The 16,523-nt window shown below is 35.4% G+C and carries 13 protein-coding genes and 1 pseudogene; 5 read left to right on the plus strand and 9 right to left on the minus strand.

The annotated features are described in order from the left end of the window. Positions 1–83: 83 nt before the first annotated feature. Positions 84–1,238 (minus strand): aminotransferase class I/II-fold pyridoxal phosphate-dependent enzyme, encoded by a 1,155-nt coding sequence (locus AC9UEH_RS04220; RefSeq protein WP_509528752.1) that lies wholly within the window; start codon positions 1,236–1,238, stop codon positions 84–86. 147 nt (positions 1,239–1,385) lie between these two features. Here AC9UEH_RS04220 and AC9UEH_RS04225 point away from each other — a divergent pair. After that, positions 1,386–1,478, plus strand: a pseudogene (locus tag AC9UEH_RS04225) (helix-turn-helix domain-containing protein); the annotation flags it as partial. Between the two features lie 224 nt (positions 1,479–1,702). Here the strand turns inward: AC9UEH_RS04225 and AC9UEH_RS04230 are convergent. Continuing rightward, on the minus strand, positions 1,703–4,351 hold the full coding sequence (locus tag AC9UEH_RS04230; RefSeq protein WP_509528754.1) for an SdiA-regulated domain-containing protein: 2,649 nt from the start codon (positions 4,349–4,351) through the stop codon (positions 1,703–1,705). A gap of 365 nt (positions 4,352–4,716) precedes the next feature. Here AC9UEH_RS04230 and AC9UEH_RS04235 point away from each other — a divergent pair, with 365 nt between their 5' ends. Both AC9UEH_RS04235 and AC9UEH_RS04240 read left to right on the plus strand, forming a co-directional pair. Beyond that, positions 4,717–4,959 carry a DUF6364 family protein gene (locus tag AC9UEH_RS04235; protein WP_509528757.1) on the plus strand — a complete coding sequence of 81 codons (243 nt, stop codon included), beginning with the start codon at positions 4,717–4,719 and terminating at the stop codon, positions 4,957–4,959. After that, positions 4,959–5,366, plus strand: a complete 408-nt coding sequence (locus tag AC9UEH_RS04240; RefSeq protein WP_509528760.1) for a type II toxin-antitoxin system VapC family toxin — start codon at positions 4,959–4,961, stop codon at positions 5,364–5,366. The genes AC9UEH_RS04235 and AC9UEH_RS04240 overlap by 1 nt, the downstream gene beginning before the upstream one ends. 443 nt (positions 5,367–5,809) lie before the next feature. On the opposite strand, the gene AC9UEH_RS04245 is transcribed toward AC9UEH_RS04240, so the two are convergent. Together AC9UEH_RS04245 and AC9UEH_RS04250 are read right to left on the minus strand one after the other, a co-directional pair. Beyond that, positions 5,810–6,115: a helix-turn-helix domain-containing protein gene (locus tag AC9UEH_RS04245; protein WP_509528763.1), complete on the minus strand. Its 306-nt coding sequence runs from the start codon at positions 6,113–6,115 to the stop codon at positions 5,810–5,812. Positions 6,116–6,120: 5 nt separating this feature from the next. Beyond that, complete coding sequence (locus tag AC9UEH_RS04250) at positions 6,121–6,474, minus strand: type II toxin-antitoxin system RelE/ParE family toxin (RefSeq protein WP_509528766.1); 354 nt, start codon at positions 6,472–6,474, stop codon at positions 6,121–6,123. Between the two features lie 710 nt (positions 6,475–7,184). Between AC9UEH_RS04250 and AC9UEH_RS04255 the strand changes: the two genes are divergently transcribed. Beyond that, positions 7,185–13,361 carry a YDG domain-containing protein gene (locus tag AC9UEH_RS04255; RefSeq protein WP_509528769.1) on the plus strand — a complete coding sequence of 2,059 codons (6,177 nt, stop codon included), beginning with the start codon at positions 7,185–7,187 and terminating at the stop codon, positions 13,359–13,361. A 4-nt stretch (positions 13,362–13,365) separates the two neighbouring features. Next, positions 13,366–13,557: an Fjoh_0651 family PID-CTERM protein gene (locus tag AC9UEH_RS04260; RefSeq protein WP_509528772.1), complete on the plus strand. Its 192-nt coding sequence runs from the start codon at positions 13,366–13,368 to the stop codon at positions 13,555–13,557. Between the two features lie 201 nt (positions 13,558–13,758). Here the strand turns inward: AC9UEH_RS04260 and AC9UEH_RS04265 are convergent, their stop codons facing one another. The 5 genes from AC9UEH_RS04265 to AC9UEH_RS04285 form a co-directional block, all read right to left on the minus strand. Next, entirely contained in the window at positions 13,759–14,769 is a 1,011-nt protein-coding gene (locus tag AC9UEH_RS04265) for a type II toxin-antitoxin system HipA family toxin (RefSeq protein ID WP_509528774.1), read from the minus strand. After that, on the minus strand, positions 14,766–15,092 hold the full coding sequence (locus AC9UEH_RS04270; RefSeq protein ID WP_509528776.1) for a HipA N-terminal domain-containing protein: 327 nt from the start codon (positions 15,090–15,092) through the stop codon (positions 14,766–14,768). Before AC9UEH_RS04270 ends, AC9UEH_RS04265 begins: the two co-directional genes overlap by 4 nt. Continuing rightward, positions 15,089–15,301 (minus strand): helix-turn-helix domain-containing protein, encoded by a 213-nt coding sequence (locus AC9UEH_RS04275; RefSeq protein ID WP_509528778.1) that lies wholly within the window; start codon positions 15,299–15,301, stop codon positions 15,089–15,091. Before AC9UEH_RS04275 ends, AC9UEH_RS04270 begins: the two co-directional genes overlap by 4 nt. A gap of 415 nt (positions 15,302–15,716) precedes the next feature. Next, positions 15,717–16,010, minus strand: a complete 294-nt coding sequence (locus tag AC9UEH_RS04280) for a GIY-YIG nuclease family protein (RefSeq protein WP_509528781.1) — start codon at positions 16,008–16,010, stop codon at positions 15,717–15,719. Between the two features lie 104 nt (positions 16,011–16,114). Beyond that, a complete protein-coding gene (locus AC9UEH_RS04285; protein WP_509528781.1) occupies positions 16,115–16,408 on the minus strand; it encodes a GIY-YIG nuclease family protein in 294 nt (97 codons plus the stop codon). Positions 16,409–16,523: the final 115 nt, after the last annotated feature.

Genomic DNA, 16,523 nt, shown 5'->3' on the forward strand with positions numbered 1-16,523 from the left:
GAAAAAATCTATTATCTCTTTGTCTATACTCTTTTCGTCTTCTTTAACCGCAAAGTTCACAAGGTAATTGGATTTAATGTTGGCTAAAAAACAAAGGTACTCAACAATCCCAACACTTCCGAGATTTCTTCCTTTGAATTATAACTGTGCAAACAAAATCGAAGTCGCTCTTGACCTTCTGGAACCGTTGGGGAAAGTATCGCTTTGATATCAAATCCCTTTTCTTGGAGCTGATTGGCAATTGATTTTACATTTTGATTTCCAGGAATAATGGCACTTTGAATTGCCGATTTACTTCTCACAAACATCGGTTTTAATCCTAAAATATTTTTTTCTTGATTGAAATGAATGATAGTATTTCGCAACTGTTCCAATGCCTTTTTTTCGATTTCTAAATGCTGATACGCCACCAAAATCGTTGCTACAGCATGCGGCGAAAGTCCCGTTGTATAAATAAAACTTCGAGCAAAATTGACCAAATAATTTTTTAATTCATTACAACCAATAATTGCAGCTCCGTGACAACCCAATCCTTTTCCGAAAGTTACAATTCGCGCAAAAATCGAATCTTGCAATCCTAACATTTGAACTAACCCTTCGCCACAAGCACCAAAAACGCCCAAGGCGTGCGCTTCATCAACAACCAAATTACAATTGTATTTTTCGGAAAGTTGAACTAGCTCTTCCAAATTTGGAGTATCGCCATCCATTGAAAAAACACTTTCGGTAACTACAAAAACGGTAGTTGGTTGTTGGTTATCGGTTGATAGTTTAAGAAGTAATCGTTCTAAATCCTCAAAATCATTGTGTTGAAATTTATAGGATTTGGCATTTGAAAGTTGAATTCCATCTCGAATTGACGCGTGTGCTAATTCATCATATAAAATAATATCGTTGCGTTGCGGAACGGCACCAAAAAAACCAACATTAGCATCGTAACCCGAATTGAAAATTAAAGCACTTTCTACTTGATGAAATTTTGCAATATAATTTTCTGCTTCTTCATATATTTTATGATTTCCTGACAATAATCTGGAGCCAGTTGCACCATTTTGAATGATTTTATTTTCAATTAAATACGAATGCGTTTCGTTGAAAATTGTTTCCGACTTGGCAAATCCAATATAGTCATTTGAAGCAAAATCGATTAAAGTATTGGGCAACGACAGCTTTCGCAAAGAATTGTTTGCCGTTCGTTGTTCTAATTTAGAAGTTAATGCTTTTGGAAATTCTTTCATAGCATACAAAAGTAAGCAACTTTATTTAAAAACAGGAAAAGCAAATTATGAGTTATGAGTTATAAGTTATAAGTTATGAGTTGTGAGTTATGAGTTATGAGTTTATCGGTTACAAAAACCAACAACCAACAACCAACAACTAATCCATCATTTGCCATTCGGTTTTCTACTTTAGAAATGATTTGTGAAATTTTAGAATGTCAACCTGGCGATATTATGGAATATGTAAGTGAGAAATAAAATTTTATGACTGTCCGTTACTTGTACCAAACTATTTCTTATGAATGGAAATTTAGCTAATTTGTCATTTCTCCTTCGTCGAAATGACACTACTAACACATTAGTATTAGTTACGGATAGTCATATAAAATTTTATGGGAAGATGTATTATAATTAAAATAAAAAGGGCTTTAGCTTGATGCTAAAACCCTTTTTTATTATTTCAGTAAGACAAATTAATGAATCTACTTCTTAATTACTCTAACCGATTTTGATAAATCTCCTTGTTTAACCACTATATTATAGATACCACTTGGAAAATTAGTTCCAAATTTCTGAGTGCTTACATCAATTGAAGTAACAGTATGAGATTCTAATAATCGACCCATCATATCGTATATTTTAATTGAAAATTTCTCCTGATTTCCAGTATTTAAACTCAATTGAAAATTTGAATTGGTTGGATTTGGATACACAACTAATTTCATTTCATTTGAATTTATTGGAGATTCAACGGTGTTTAAATTTGGATTTGAAATCAAGTAAACTCCTGGAGAACCAATTTCAGTCGCACTGTTTGCAACTACAAAAGCCCCATTTACTCCTACTGCACTTAAAGAGGTAACCGCTGTTATTGTAGTATTGATTCCCGCCGTATTATCAAAAGTGGCAAAAGTTGTTGTTGGTGACGCGCCAAATAGCACTGAAGCTTCCGGAGTGGTACTAGTAGCATTATAAATATTTACTTGATCACCAGTTGAGCCCAAACCTACTCCGCTTCCTGTGTAATTTCCAATTCTTAAACCCGCAGGCGGATTGGTGCCAAACCAATTGCTTTTGAATGCTGCCGTTTTACCAGGTAAATCTGTTGTTTCAATGAAAATTACGGATTCTCCTGGATTGATACTGGTAATTCCACTTAACGCTACTGCTGCAACTGGAGATTGTGAATTGTCGTCCATTTTCCAACCTGTGATATCAACCGCTACTGCTTTTGAATTGGTTACTTCAAACCAATCGGCTGCTACCGGACTACTCCCGCTTGACCAAGGCGCTATTTCTGAAATTATTAATTTACCTACGCTTCCTGGAGAACCTATTTGAAGTAAATCATTAATGGCAGCAAATGCCCCATTAACGCCTATTTGACTTAATAAAGTAATGGTTGAATTATTTAAACCAGCGGCATTATTAAATGAATAATTGGTTGTAGCTACTCCAAAAACAATATTGGCTTTAAGATTTCCGCTTGCATCAAATAAATTGACAGCATCACCAGAAGTACTTAAACCAATACTAGCTCCCGTATAGGAACCAACTTGTAAATTGGCTGGAGGATTAATTCCAAACCAAGCCGATTTAAAATTGGCGATAATTGTTGCTGCATTGGTAGCGCTGGTTTCTAAGAAAATTACTGATTCTCCTGGAGCGATACTTGTAATTCCTGTTAATGGAAGTGCTGCAGTAAATAAATTAGAATTGTCATCTACTTTCCATCCTGTAATGTCTAAAGCGGAAGTGCCAAAATTGGTAACTTCAAACCAGTCGGCAGCTACAAGCGCATTACTACTTGACCATGAGGCGGCTTCTGTAACCGCTACTGTTGCTACTGGAGCTGTTTCAACCAAGACATCAATTACCGACAATAGATAATTTACGGAAGCATCAGGAGTAGTACCAACTGAGGTATCATCTACATTAACAGTGATGTTATAACTGGTTTTGGTTTCATAATCCAATACTGTTCCTGATCTTATGTATAAACTGGAACCTGTTATTTGAAAATAGGCAGCATCTGGTCCTGAAATAGTCAAATTATTTGTTCCTAATCCATCGTCGGTAACCACAATGTCTGCTACTCTAACTGCCGATGTTGTATTGCTGTTTTCTAAAATTGAAGAAGTTACATTGGTTAAAGCAATAGCTGTAGGGGCCGTATTTGCAGCTGTAGAAAGTGCATACACCCACAGTTGTGGATGGTCAATATCTCCTCCTCCATTTTCACTAGAAACATATAGTTTATAATCCCGATCCATGGTTAATCCCTCGAACTGTTGGCTCGCAAGACTTAGGGGGTTTCCAACATCTGAAGTAATATTTAAAAAACTTGATATCACTCCACTTCTATTTACATTGACAATTTTTGCGCTTTCCTGGCTTATCAGCAGTAAATTTGGATACAATGCGTTGGTTGCTAAAGCAGGTATATTTGACAATGCAAATACATCGGCTAAATCTGTCACTGGTAACAAGGCAGGGTCAAATAAATTTATAGAGTTTTCTGTTGTTGGAGAACCATTAGTAGCGGTACCAGCAGCAAAATCAACAACTGTTTGGAAAATTCCCATCGGTGAAATCTCTTTTATTACAATATACCCGTTAGTTATAGGGTCAAACGACGCCCCTTCCGTTCCTATATTATTTACGAAGGTTCCTAATTTAACCGTTTGAGTACTACTTCTGGTTAACGTACTTCCGGCAACGTAGGTAAATTTTACTAATTGGCGGTCTCTTTCTTCTGTCATTACAAACTGCCCATTTCCAATGTAAGTTAATCCCTCGGTATCAAAAAACTCAGTTCCTTGTGGGCTTGCGCCTTGAGCTAAAGTCATGGTGTTAATGTAAACACCCGTTTTTGAAACTTGAACAATGGCAGTACTTCCGTCGCCAACAATAAATAAAGTATCGGTGTCCCAATTATACGTTACAGATGATGCTTCTTGACACAATAAATTATTGACAGGGTGCGCCGATCTTGTAGGTTCTGGCAAATCATAACGCCCTACTCTTACATAATTCGCAAGATTAATCGTTTGGGAGTTTGAATTTTCAATTACACCAAAAAAGGCAACTAACACTATTGTTAGATTGAGTAGATTGTATTTATTTTTCATAATAACACGATTTAGTTGTCATCGAAATTATTTTATTTAAATAGCATCTAAATAAATACAAGGTTACTAAACATTTATATTATCATGAATAGAAGGTTAGGGAATTGGTTAATTGTTGAATCGGTTATTCGGTTATTTGTGGATTCGGTTAACCGTTGAATCGGTTATTTGGGAAATCGTGTTCCTTTTTTTAGTCTTTTATCTCTTCGTCTCTTGTCTCACAGTCTCATCATCTCTTGTCTCTTGTCTATTCGTCTCTTGTCTCTTGTCTATTATCTATTAGTTAGTAATAAGCACCAAAAAAATCGAAATAAATTAGACGTTTACGTAATAAATTATTATTTTTGTACGTAAATTAATTTATCATGAATACTAAACTCACATTAAATCTCGACAAAGGCGTAATCGACCAAGCGAAAAACTATGCGAAAAATAATAGCGTAAGTCTTTCTAAACTTATCGAAAACTATCTCGATTCTCTAACAAAAAGATCGGAAAAAAAATCCAAAATTAGTCCATTAGTACAAAGCTTAACTGGAGTTATTCCAAGTGGAAACTATGATGAAAAAAAGGATTACAAAGAGTATCTTTCTGAAAAATATTCATAATGGAAAAACTTTTAGTTGACACAAATATCGTCATAGACTTACTTTCTAAACGAGAAGATTTTTTTTTAGAAGCACAAGAATTGTTTACGCTCGCAGACCATAAAAAAGTTGCGCTTTATGTTTCGGCATTAACTTTTGCAAACACACATTATTTACTCTCTAAACATCAAAAACTTGATGAAGCTAGAAAAACATTAATCAAATTTAAAGTGTTGGTAGAAGTTTCTTCATTAGATGATAAAATTGTAGAACTTGCTTTAGTTTCGGATTTCAAAGATTTTGAAGATGCAATTCAATATCATACTGCCGTAGAAAATGGAATTGATATTATAATTACGAGAAATAAAAAAGACTTTAAGAATTCGAAGCTCCCAATTATGACGGCAAAAGAATATTTAAAGAAGTAAGCGCCTACTGCTTCATAGATGCATAGATATATTGGGGGTTTAGGCTCCCGATAGCTATCGGGATTCGGTTAATTGGTTAATCGGTTATTCGGTAAACGGTTATTCGTTAATTCGGTTATTTGGTTATTTGGGAATTCGGTTATTTGTGAATTCGGGATTCGTGTTCCATTTTTTTAGTCTAATTTTTTAACCACAAAGATTCACAAAGGTTTTTCACAAAAGGCACAAAGGTTTTTTGCCGCGGATAGCACGGAACCCGATAGCTGTCGGGACGGATTTTTTATGTCTCATAGTCTCACAGTCTCTTCGTCTCTTGTCTCACAGTCTCTTCGTCTCTTGTCTCACCGTCTCTTCGTCTCATCGTCTCTTGTCTCTTGTCTCACCGTCTCTTGTCTCATCGTCTCTTGTCTCATCGTTTCTTATCTTCTTTCGACTTTATGACTTTATGCAGTTAAACTTAATTTTAAATGTCCACCTAATCCTTGTCTAATTATTCTCATTAATGTTGAAAGTCGAATGTCGCTTGCATTATTTTCTATTTTTGAAATATAAGTTTTAGTAGTTCCACATTTTAACGCTAGTTGCTCTTGCGTCATTCCACGTTCTTTTCTCATTTCTTGAATTAAAACACCAAGTTCAAAACTCTCATATTCTTCTTCATATTTTTGACGAGTTTCAGTTCCTTTTTTTCCGTGTTGGTCTTCTAAATGTTGAGAAAAAGAGGTTATTTTTTTATTTTCTGTTTTCATAATTTTTACTTTTTATATTTTGTTTCTAAATATTCTTTTTTTAGTTTTTCAGCCGTTTTAATTTCTGATTTTGGAGTTTTCTGCGTTTTCTTCTGAAAGCCATTTACTAGAACTACCAAATTTCCTTTGTCAAAGAAACTAAAAACTCTAAAAATATCAGAACCAACTTCAACTCTTACTTCAAATATTCCTTCCGAACCTGTTATATGTTTGAAAAATTTTTCTGGAATTCTATCCTGAGTTGAGATTAACTGTAAAGTCCAGTTAAACTTTTTCTTAACGTCTTCTTTTTGAGCGTTAAAAAAATCAAGATAATAATCTTCATAATAAATAACGTCTCTAATAAATTTTCCATTCATTCGACAAAGTTATTCAATTAGATAACATTTTGCAAACATTTTATTGATTTTTTCTTTTTGCCGAGATTTTTTTTAGTCTCATCGTCTCTTGTCTCATCGTCTCTTGTCTCATCGTCTCTTGTCTCACAGTCTCATTGTCTCTTTTTTACCGCAAAGGGCGCAAAGTTTTACGCAAAGTTCGCCAAGAAACAAAGAGTTTCTGTTTTGTCAATCTGAATTTATTTCAGATTCTATTTTCATTGAGTTGCTGAAACAAGTTCAGCATGACAATATCATGAGTGGATTAATTCGTGCTAATTCGTCCCGATAGCTATCGGGATTCGTGTTCCATTTTTTTAGTCTGATTTTTTAACCACAAAGATTCACAAAGGTTTTTCGCAAAAGGCACAAAGGTTTTTTGCCGCGGATAGCACGGAACCCGATAGCTGTCGGGACGGATTTTTTATGTCTCATAGTCTCACAGTCTCTTCGTCTATTGTCTCACAGTCTCACAGTCTCACAGTCTCTTGTCTCACCGTCTCTTCGTCTCTTCGTCTTCTTTTTACTTTCGACTTTTTTTACCATAAATAACTAGTTATCAACCAAAATGTAATTTGCATACTTTTATTTAATAATTTCATAACCTAGTTATTTTTAAGAAGTAACGTAACCGAAATACATTTGCTATTGTTTGTTTTTTAAAAACCATAACCGACTATAATTTATTGAATATGAAAAATCCTTTACTACTTAAATTAGGCGCCGCAACTACCAAAAATACTTTTGCCGCAAAAACAACAAAAACATTTAAAAACCCAACTTCCACGAGAAGCAGGTTTAACATTTTTAAATTCCTAAGCGCATTTGCTTTTGTAATGCTGCTTGGAGTTAGTGGAGTGATGGGGCAGGCAGCGGCTTCAAGTACATGGAGTTTATCTTCAACGGGAACAGCTACTAATGTGGGAGCTGTTACAGGAACTACTTTAGTAAATACCGGCTACTTAGGAACCAGTTTTTCTTCTGGATTTTTTACCACAGGTACATCTTCAGCAACAACATGGCGAAGTGATGGTTCATCATCAACAGCTAGTAACTTATCTCCTGGTTTTTTTAACGGAGCAGGTATAACCGTACAAAATTTATTGGTTTCTATTTCACCTAATCAAGGAAATAATCTTAGTATAACATCAATTTCAATTCCAATAAGTCAATCAAGTGGTACAGCAACTAGTTCTTACGCGGCTGCTGCTTATTCTTTAGATGGATTTACATCTACATCATTCACTATGTTTCAATCTGGGGCGACTACGGCAGGGGTGAATTTACCTTCAAACAATAGCATTGTATCTTTGAGTTCATCATCAACAATAACAGTTAATAATGGATCAACTCTAACACTTAGAATAATTGTTTGGAGAAAAGCTTCATCTACAAACTCATCAACAACAGTCAAAGTTGGTTCTATTGCTATAAGTGGAACAACAACATCTTCAGCGACCAACTTTTTTTGGAATGGTGCAACTTCAGCTGGTGTTGGACCAGCAACTGGTGGAACAGGAACTTGGAATACTGGTAATACCAATTGGATAAGCCCAACAAATGATGGTAGTGGAACTGGGGTAGTTTGGGGTAACTCTGCCACCAGCAATGCAAATATTAATAATGGTACTGGAACTATTACTATACCTGCTAGTTTAACTGCAAACACTACAATTATAGGCACAACAGGTTATTCATTTGCTACCAGTGGTATTAGCCCTATTACATTAAGTGGAGGATTAACGCTAACCAATGCATTGGGTTTAGCACCAATAGCCGCTGCGCCATTAAGTTTAACAGGTGCAATATCGGGAGCAAGCTTACTTACTTTAAATGGATTAGGTGCAACCACACTTAGTGGAACCAATATAAATACAGGTGGCATCACCTTAACTAGTGGAACATTAAATATAAATAGCACCACTGCTTTAGGTGCAACTGCAGGAACATTAACCATTAATGGAGGAACAATAGATAACTCAACTGCAGGAAGTATTACGAATGCTAATAATAACCCTATAACTTTTGGTGGCGATTTTGCATTTACAGGAACCAATGCTTTGAATTTAGGTACTGGTGCTGTGGCTTTGGGTGCAAGTGCAAACAGAACTTTAACTGCTAATGCAAGTACTTTAACAATAGGCGGTATTATTTCAGGAACTAGTAGTTCATTAACTAAAGCAGGAGCTGGAACATTGGCTTTAAGTGGAGCAAATGCCTTTGATGGTGGTTTGAATATAAATGCGGGAACAGTTTCATTAGCTGCTTCGAACGTATTAGCAGATGCAGGAGCTGTAAATGTAAATGGTGGAATTTTAAACTCCGCAGGTGCATTTACAGAAACAATAGGAGCATTAACTTTAACAAGCGGAAGTATCACAGGGGCTACAGGTACTTTAACCGCAAGTTCTATAGCTGTTCAGGCTGGAACTATTGATGCGATATTAACTGGAACTGGTGTAATGACAAAAAGTACATCTGGCACAGTTTTTTTAACAAATGGGAGTAATTCTTATTTAGGTGGAACAGTAATAAATGGTGGAATTCTTTCGGTGAATGGTGCCAATCGTTTAGGAAGTACTGCAGTGGGAGTAACTATTAATGCTGGAACTTTTCAGTTAACTACAACTTCTATTTCAAGTGGTAGTGCTATAACTTTAGGCTCAGCATCAAGTACCTTCGATGTGGCTTCAGGTATAACTTATACAACAAGTGCTGGCGGTGTATTTAGCAGTACAGGTAGTTTGAACAAAACAGGTGCTGGAACTTTGGCATTAGCCATCGCTAATACCTATTCAGGAAGTACAAATATAAATGGTGGTACCATTCGATTAAATGCAGGTGATGTTTTACCTTTAGGTGATGTTTCTTTAGATGGTGGTACTTTAAGTACTGGTTCATCAGCTGGATTTAATGAAACTGTTGGTACATTAAATTTAAATTCTACAGGAACCATTGCATTGGGAACTGGAAGTCATACTTTAACGTTTGCTGCTAGTAATGGTGTAACTTGGGCTGGTACTGCTTTAAATGTAACGGGTTGGACTGGAACTGCTGGAGCAACTGGAACAGCTGGTAAAATATTTGTTGGTACAGACGCCACAGGTTTAACTGCAGGTCAATTAGCTAAAATTACTTTTACTGGATATGCTGGTGTAACAGCAACTATATTAAGCACTGGTGAAATCGTTCCTAATGTTTCTTTAACTCCAACTATTTCTACTATAGGTACATTAGTTGCAGTGAGTACCACTTATGGTACTGCAAGTGCCACCCGTACAACATTTACAGCATCAGGTACAAACTTATCTGCTAATATTAGCATTTCTGCACCTAGCGGATACGAAATTTCACAAACATCAGGTGGCGCATCTGGATATGCAACTACTCAAACCTTAACTCAAAGTGGTGGAACAGTTACTACTACAACTATTTATGTAAGGTTAGCCGCCACATCAACGGTAGCGGGCTCACCATATACAGGTAATATAGCATTATCAAGTACTGGAGCAACTACGGTAAATGTAGCAACTGTTTCAAGTTCCGTAGGAACAGCTACGCTAACTATTATAAATTTATCGGCCGCTAATAAAACCTATGATAGAGCAAACACAGTTTCAGTATCAGGTACTGCTGCATTTTCAGGATTAATGAATAGTGAGTCCTTTACTCCTAGTGGTTCTGTTACTTGGGCTTTTGCAGATGTTTTGGTAGGTGCAAGTAAAACATTAAGCAGAACAGGAACTTACGCTGCACCAAATACTAATTATACAGTAACACAACCAAGCTTAACTGCAAGTATTACAGCATTAACTTTAACTACAAGTGGTTCGGCTGCAATTACTTCAAAAACTTATGACAGAACTACTACTGCTACAGTTACTGGTTTATCATTAACTAACGTAATTAATGGAGATTTAGTAACAATAGTAGGAACTTATAATGACAAAACTGTTAATACAGGAAAAGCTGTTACAATTTCACTTACAGGTGCAGATATTGCCAATTATACTTGGACAGCTCCAACAGGAATTACTGGAGATATTACTGCATTGGCTTTAACTATTTCAACTCCTGTGGCAGTTAGTAAAGTATCTGATGGAACTACAGCCGCTACTATTACTGGTTCATTAAGTGGCGTTATTTCAGGTGATGTTGTTAACTTAAGTTTATCGGGCACATTTGCTTCTTCATCAATAGGAACAGGAATTGCAGTTACATCCACATCATCTTTAAGTGGTGCAGATGCAAGTAATTATACACTTACTCAACCATTAGGATTAACGGCTAATATTACTGTGCAAGTAGCTGGGTTGTTATTATTAGAAGATAATTTTACACATTCAGCTATATTAACTTCAAACGGATATACCGCTTCTAGTGCCACTGGTACAAATAATTTAACTGCTGGTGCAACTGGATTGACTTATTCAAATTATGGTTCTTCTAATATTGGTAATGCTTTAGCTGTAGCAAATAATGGTCAAGATATTTATAGAACATTTACTCAACAAAACAGTCCAACTACTGTTTACGCATCATTTTTAGTAAAAGTATCAGCAGCTCTGACTGGCGATTATATTTTTGCCCTTGCTTCTTCTAGTAATAGCACTTACAGAGCAAGAACTTTCATTAAGGCTTCTTCAAATTCTGGTTTTATTAATTTTGGTATCAGCAATTCAGGATCTGTAAACTACAATTCTACACCAACTGATTACGCAGTTAATACTACGCATTTAGTTGTTGTTAAATATACTTTTACATCAGCAACAACTGCTACTGCTACTGTTTTTGTAAATCCAAATACATCCTCTGAGCCTACTACTAGTGAAGTAAGTTTCACAGATAATACAGGAGCTAATAATGCGCCAGCAGATATAAATTCATTTTCTATTAGACAAGGATCAAGTACAGCCGCACCTACTTTGGTTATGGATGGCATAAGAATAGCAACTAATTGGGGAGCACTAATGGGTAACCCTCAATATAACGGTACAACTGATATAGGTGCTGGTAACTATAACACTATAAACATACTTTCAGGTACAGTAACTGCTACTGGGAATGTAACTGTTAATGGTACAACAACAAATGATGGTGTAATTGCAATTGGCGCCAATACTTTAACACTTAACGGAGCAGTTGTAAATACTTCCGGTACATTAACAGGTTCTGCAACATCTAACCTAACCATTGGAGGTGCAGCTGGTACTTTAAACTTTACAAATGGCAGTCGTTCATTGAATAATCTAAGTCTTGGTGCAAGTGGTAGTGCAACTTTAGGAACGGCTTTAGATATTAATGGTACAGTAGGATTTACTGCAGGTGGTAGTTTAAATATGAACGCTCAAGCAGTTACTTTAAAATCAACAGCTACTGCTACAGCAAGTGTTAGCGATTTAACAGGAAGTACTTTATCAGGCGCTACCAACGTAACCGTAGAACGCTACATTCCTGCAAAACGGGCGTGGAGAGCGTTGACTTCGCCGGTAAATACAACCAACTCTATAAGCGCTAACTGGCAAGAAAATGCTATTGATCTTGGTGCAGGATACAGATTATATGGTCTCGATATTTGGTCAAATTCTGGAGGAACCGGAATTATAACAGGAGGTGTTGGAAGCTCGTTATTGGCTTACAACTCTAATAATACTTGGTCTGGAATTACTGATACCACACTGTCTAGCTCGTTGCTTTCAAATTCAAAAAATAAACCCTTCATGGCCTTTGTAACTGGCCCTTACGGTTCGAATAATATTACTGCTGGGGCAACAGCTACTACTATAAGAGCAACTGGAAATTTGTTTACTGGTAACCAAACCTATACCTGTGGAGCAAATGAATATAATTTTATTGGAAATCCGTATGCGAGTCCATTGAGTTTAACCGCAATGTTGGCAGATACAAATAATGCGGGATTTGTAGGAAATATTTGGATTTGGGATGCGAATGCATCAGGATTGAATGCCGTAGGTAACTATAATTTATTCGATGGGACAACCTATACAAATCTTTTTTCAAACATTTTGAACAGTGGAACACAAATCCAGTCGGGTCAAGCCTTCTTTGTGAGGTCAACACTTGGTGGTACATTTACTATTAAAGAAAGTCACAAAGGCACTTCATTTAGTAATGCTATTTTTAGAGATGCTGCACCTGCTCAATTATTGCGTGTAGGTTTGTACAAACAAATCAACTCCGAATGGTCGGGTCGTGATGGTGCCATGACAGTAATAACCCCAGATGCAGATGCCAATCAAACACCTAACAAAATGGCTAACGGAACAGAGAATGTTGCGTTTACTAAAAATTCGGGACTTTTTGCTAGTAACCACCACTTGCCTCTAATAGCCGCAGATGTTCTAAATGTGAAAGTTTGGAATACTACCGCAGGAACGAATTATAAACTGAAAATCTATACCGAAGAGTTCACAGCAACCAACTTGGATGCCACATTGGAAGATTTGTTTACCAATGCAAGAACGCCATTACCTTTGGACGGAACCGCAGTTGAATATCCATTTAGCGTTACAACCGATGCCTTGAGTACCGGAAATCGTTTCCGAATTGTGTTCCAAACTTCGGCTTTGGGAATCAACAATCCAAAAGCAAATGCTTTCAGCATCCTTCCTAATCCAGTTACTGGAGATTCATTTCAAGTGAATTTAGGAATATTGGCAACAGGAACGTACTCCTACACAATTTGCAATGCTTTGGGTCAAGAAGTGGAAAAAGGAAGTATCAATACTACGGCTCAAAACACGAATTACACCGTGAAATTCAGAGAAACAGCGGCTACGGGTATCTACATTATGAAAATTAAAGGAACAGACAATTCGGTGTTTACCGCTAAAATAATTAAAAAATAAAATCATGAAGACAACCGTAAAAACACTAATAGTAACCCTTTTGTTATTGACCAGCACACTGATTTTTGCAGAAGACCCACTTGCCCCAGGAGCCGATCCAGGAGTAAGCCCAATAAACGACTACCTAATTCCTATGTTATTAATAGGTGTCGCTTTAGGCTATCGCTTGTTGAAAAAGAAAACTCAGGAAGTTTGATAAAAACGAAACCCTCATAGGATTTTTAATGGGGATAGCGATAAATAATAAAACCCTAATTGCTTAATTTAAAGTGATTAGGGTTTTTTTGAGACATTAATTTAATTGACACAACTTATTGCGTTTTAGCTTGAGATTAAATTCACAACATCCTACTGGAGGAGGTTATGAATTTAATAAAATGTTATATATTGCTATAATTTATTCAGAACCTTTCAAGTAATTCATTTTAGTATTGTACAACAGTATATACGCTCTCTTGCTTGATGGATTTAAAAAGGAACGATTTGTTAGTTCTTCTATCATTTTCTGTTTTTCTAAAAAAGGAGCCAACAATTTTTCTATTCTACTTTCCATTACACCAATTCGTTTTCCAAATTCAAAAAAATCTTTTTTTGACGGATGTAATGATTTTTTGAAGTCATCACTTTTATAATCATCTTCAAATAACCCCTTATCTAATGCAAAATCAGCATCGTCAACGTGTAATCTTGTATTGACTAAATCATAGGCGGGACTTAATACATAATCCCCTCTTGAGGTTTCTAATAAAGAGAAGTTTTTTAGGTGAGCGTCTCCGTTAGAAATAAGATAATTAAAAACAACTAATGAAAAATATTTTTCAATTTCTATTCTCCAAGCCGGAACATACTCCTGTATTAATTTACCTACTCCTTCATAGCTATATTCATACTTGAAATTATATCCAGCATTATCTTTTGATTTTCCTGCCAAGGAAGCAAAATCTTCTTTGCCCCATTTTTCTCTATTTTCTTTTACATCAAATCGCTTTGTTATATAAGCTGGTGTGCCATTCCTAAAGAATACCATTGCGTTTTCAGCAGTGTTAATTCTAAATACTTGTTTGGCTATTTGCATCGTTAAATGCTCATTTGCCGGAAGCTGGTCAACCTTTTTAAGGTCTCTTGGAATGGGTTTTAATATATAGGTTCCTTGTTCTCCTTGATGAGTTAATCGCAATTTGTTTTTATCAAGTATAAAACTTAATTTTTCTTGAACCCCTGAAATAGAAATTCTTTTACGATTTTCCATAAATTGTTCCGCTACATCCTCATCTTTATTAGTGGAATCATAAGGTAAAATAGGATTTACTTTTTTTCCATTAAATACGTTTCTTAGGCAACTCGGACTATAAGTGGTAAATCCTTGGGATAAAGTTCCGGGACAATTTATTATTTCGTCAGTATTCATTTTGTAATTGGTTTTACAGTTATTGCTCCAATAGTATCATATTGAGCTGTAGCCATCAATAATCCAAAATTATCCTCTTCATCAATTTTTAGATGTATACTTTGTAACTTTCTATTTACCCCTTCGCTTAGCATATTAAAAAAGAAAGGAAACAAGTAATCGCTACTATATTCTATTTTTGATTTAGATAAAGTTAGGCTTATTGCAGGTTTGGTAGTGTCGTTAAAATAACGCTCTTCATATCTGAACACAAAGTTGTTTCTATTTTCCTCTGAAAGTAGTCCCGCCAAAACCCCATTCCGATAGATTTCCATTGCTCTCATTTATTCACTTTTTTTACTTCTATATTGATTACTAAACCTAAAACATTCATCAGTTTTTGAACAATCTCTACTGATGGATTACCTTGACCTCTTTCTAATTTATAAATTGTATTTACACTGATACCCGACAATTCAGAGAGATGTGATTGAGTTATTTCTAAATCTTTTCTCCTTGTTCTTATGGCTTCTGCTATCTGATTAACTAACATTATAATGTGATTTTTATGCAAAAGTAATGAAAAAAACATTCCGCAAACGCATTTATCACATTATATTGTGATTTCATGTGTTTTATTTTATAAAATAGGTTGAAATTATTAAAATATCACATTATAATGTGATATTTTATTATATTTTGAGACGGAAATTAAATTGAGACACTTGTTAAAGTTTGTGCTGAGGTTAGTTATTGTCTTCTAATGTTTGTAAATAAAATTTAAAAAGCACTATAAGTATTGGATTTTAAAATAGTTGAGCAAGAGGTTTTGCTCAACTATTTTCTCAACTTTTTAATAAGAAACCCTTGTAAATACTGATGCTTACAAGGGTTTTGTTGTGGTCCCACTTGTCCCGATAGCTTTCGGGAGAACCAAGCACCTACTGTCCCGAAAGCTTTCGGGAGAGTCAGATGTCTTTGAAGTTTTTTAATATTTTCTGAATTATATCCGGATATTTCTTTAAGTTTTCTATATAAATTTTACTTTTCATTGATTTGATATGCTTTTCAATTTTCATTGCTTGGGATACTGTTTCACACTGAAGAGTAATAAATATTTCCCAATCGTTGGTTTTGGAAGTATAAGTAGAACCATATAAATGAAAATTATGTTTTTTTAATCGTTCATCAATAGGTTCGGTGGTCATCCCAACGTAATAGGAATTCAATAATTGACTATATAAAATGTAGCAAAAAGTCATACATAAAAAAACCTTTCCGAAAAAGGGAAAGGTTTGTGGTCCCACTTGTCCCGATAATTATCAGGAGAACCAAGCACCTACTGTCCCGAAAGCTTTCGGGAGAGTCAGATGTCTTTGAAGTTTTTTAATATTTTCTGAATTATATCCGGATATTTCTTTAAGTTTTCTATATAAATTTTACTTTTCATTGATTTGATATGCTTTTCAATTTTCATTGCTTGGGATACTGTTTCACACTGAAGAGTAATAAATATTTCCCAATCGTTGGTTTTGGAAGTATAAGTAGAACCATATAAATGAAAATTATGTTTTTTTAATCGTTCATCAATAGGTTCGGTGGTCATCCCAACGTAATAGGAATTCAATAATTGACTATATAAAATGTAGCAAAAAGTCATAAATAAAAAAACCTTTCCGAAAAAGGGAAAGGTTTGTGGTACCACTTGTCCCGAAAGCTCGAGAGAACCAAGCACCTACTGTCCCGAAAGCTTTCGGGAGAGTCAGATGCTCAAC

It is taken from the genome of Flavobacterium sp., from assembly GCF_040402835.1.
Classification (GTDB): domain Bacteria; phylum Bacteroidota; class Bacteroidia; order Flavobacteriales; family Flavobacteriaceae; genus Flavobacterium.

Excerpts from the sequence above, each read along its gene's own strand:
- AC9UEH_RS04265 (WP_509528774.1), bottom strand. The coding sequence starts at position 14,769 with ATGAATACTGACGAAATAATAAATTGTCCCGGAACTTTATCCCAAGGA.
- AC9UEH_RS04245 (WP_509528763.1), bottom strand. The coding sequence starts at position 6,115 with ATGAAAACAGAAAATAAAAAAATAACCTCTTTTTCTCAACATTTAGAA.
- AC9UEH_RS04270 (WP_509528776.1), bottom strand. The coding sequence starts at position 15,092 with ATGAGAGCAATGGAAATCTATCGGAATGGGGTTTTGGCGGGACTACTT.
- AC9UEH_RS04250 (WP_509528766.1), bottom strand. The coding sequence starts at position 6,474 with ATGAATGGAAAATTTATTAGAGACGTTATTTATTATGAAGATTATTAT.
- AC9UEH_RS04220 (WP_509528752.1), bottom strand. The coding sequence starts at position 1,238 with ATGAAAGAATTTCCAAAAGCATTAACTTCTAAATTAGAACAACGAACG.
- AC9UEH_RS04255 (WP_509528769.1), top strand. The coding sequence starts at position 7,185 with ATGAAAAATCCTTTACTACTTAAATTAGGCGCCGCAACTACCAAAAAT.
- AC9UEH_RS04235 (WP_509528757.1), top strand. The coding sequence starts at position 4,717 with ATGAATACTAAACTCACATTAAATCTCGACAAAGGCGTAATCGACCAA.
- AC9UEH_RS04260 (WP_509528772.1), top strand. The coding sequence starts at position 13,366 with ATGAAGACAACCGTAAAAACACTAATAGTAACCCTTTTGTTATTGACC.
- AC9UEH_RS04280 (WP_509528781.1), bottom strand. The coding sequence starts at position 16,010 with ATGACTTTTTGCTACATTTTATATAGTCAATTATTGAATTCCTATTAC.
- AC9UEH_RS04240 (WP_509528760.1), top strand. The coding sequence starts at position 4,959 with ATGGAAAAACTTTTAGTTGACACAAATATCGTCATAGACTTACTTTCT.
- AC9UEH_RS04285 (WP_509528781.1), bottom strand. The coding sequence starts at position 16,408 with ATGACTTTTTGCTACATTTTATATAGTCAATTATTGAATTCCTATTAC.
- AC9UEH_RS04275 (WP_509528778.1), bottom strand. The coding sequence starts at position 15,301 with ATGTTAGTTAATCAGATAGCAGAAGCCATAAGAACAAGGAGAAAAGAT.
- AC9UEH_RS04230 (WP_509528754.1), bottom strand. The coding sequence starts at position 4,351 with ATGAAAAATAAATACAATCTACTCAATCTAACAATAGTGTTAGTTGCC.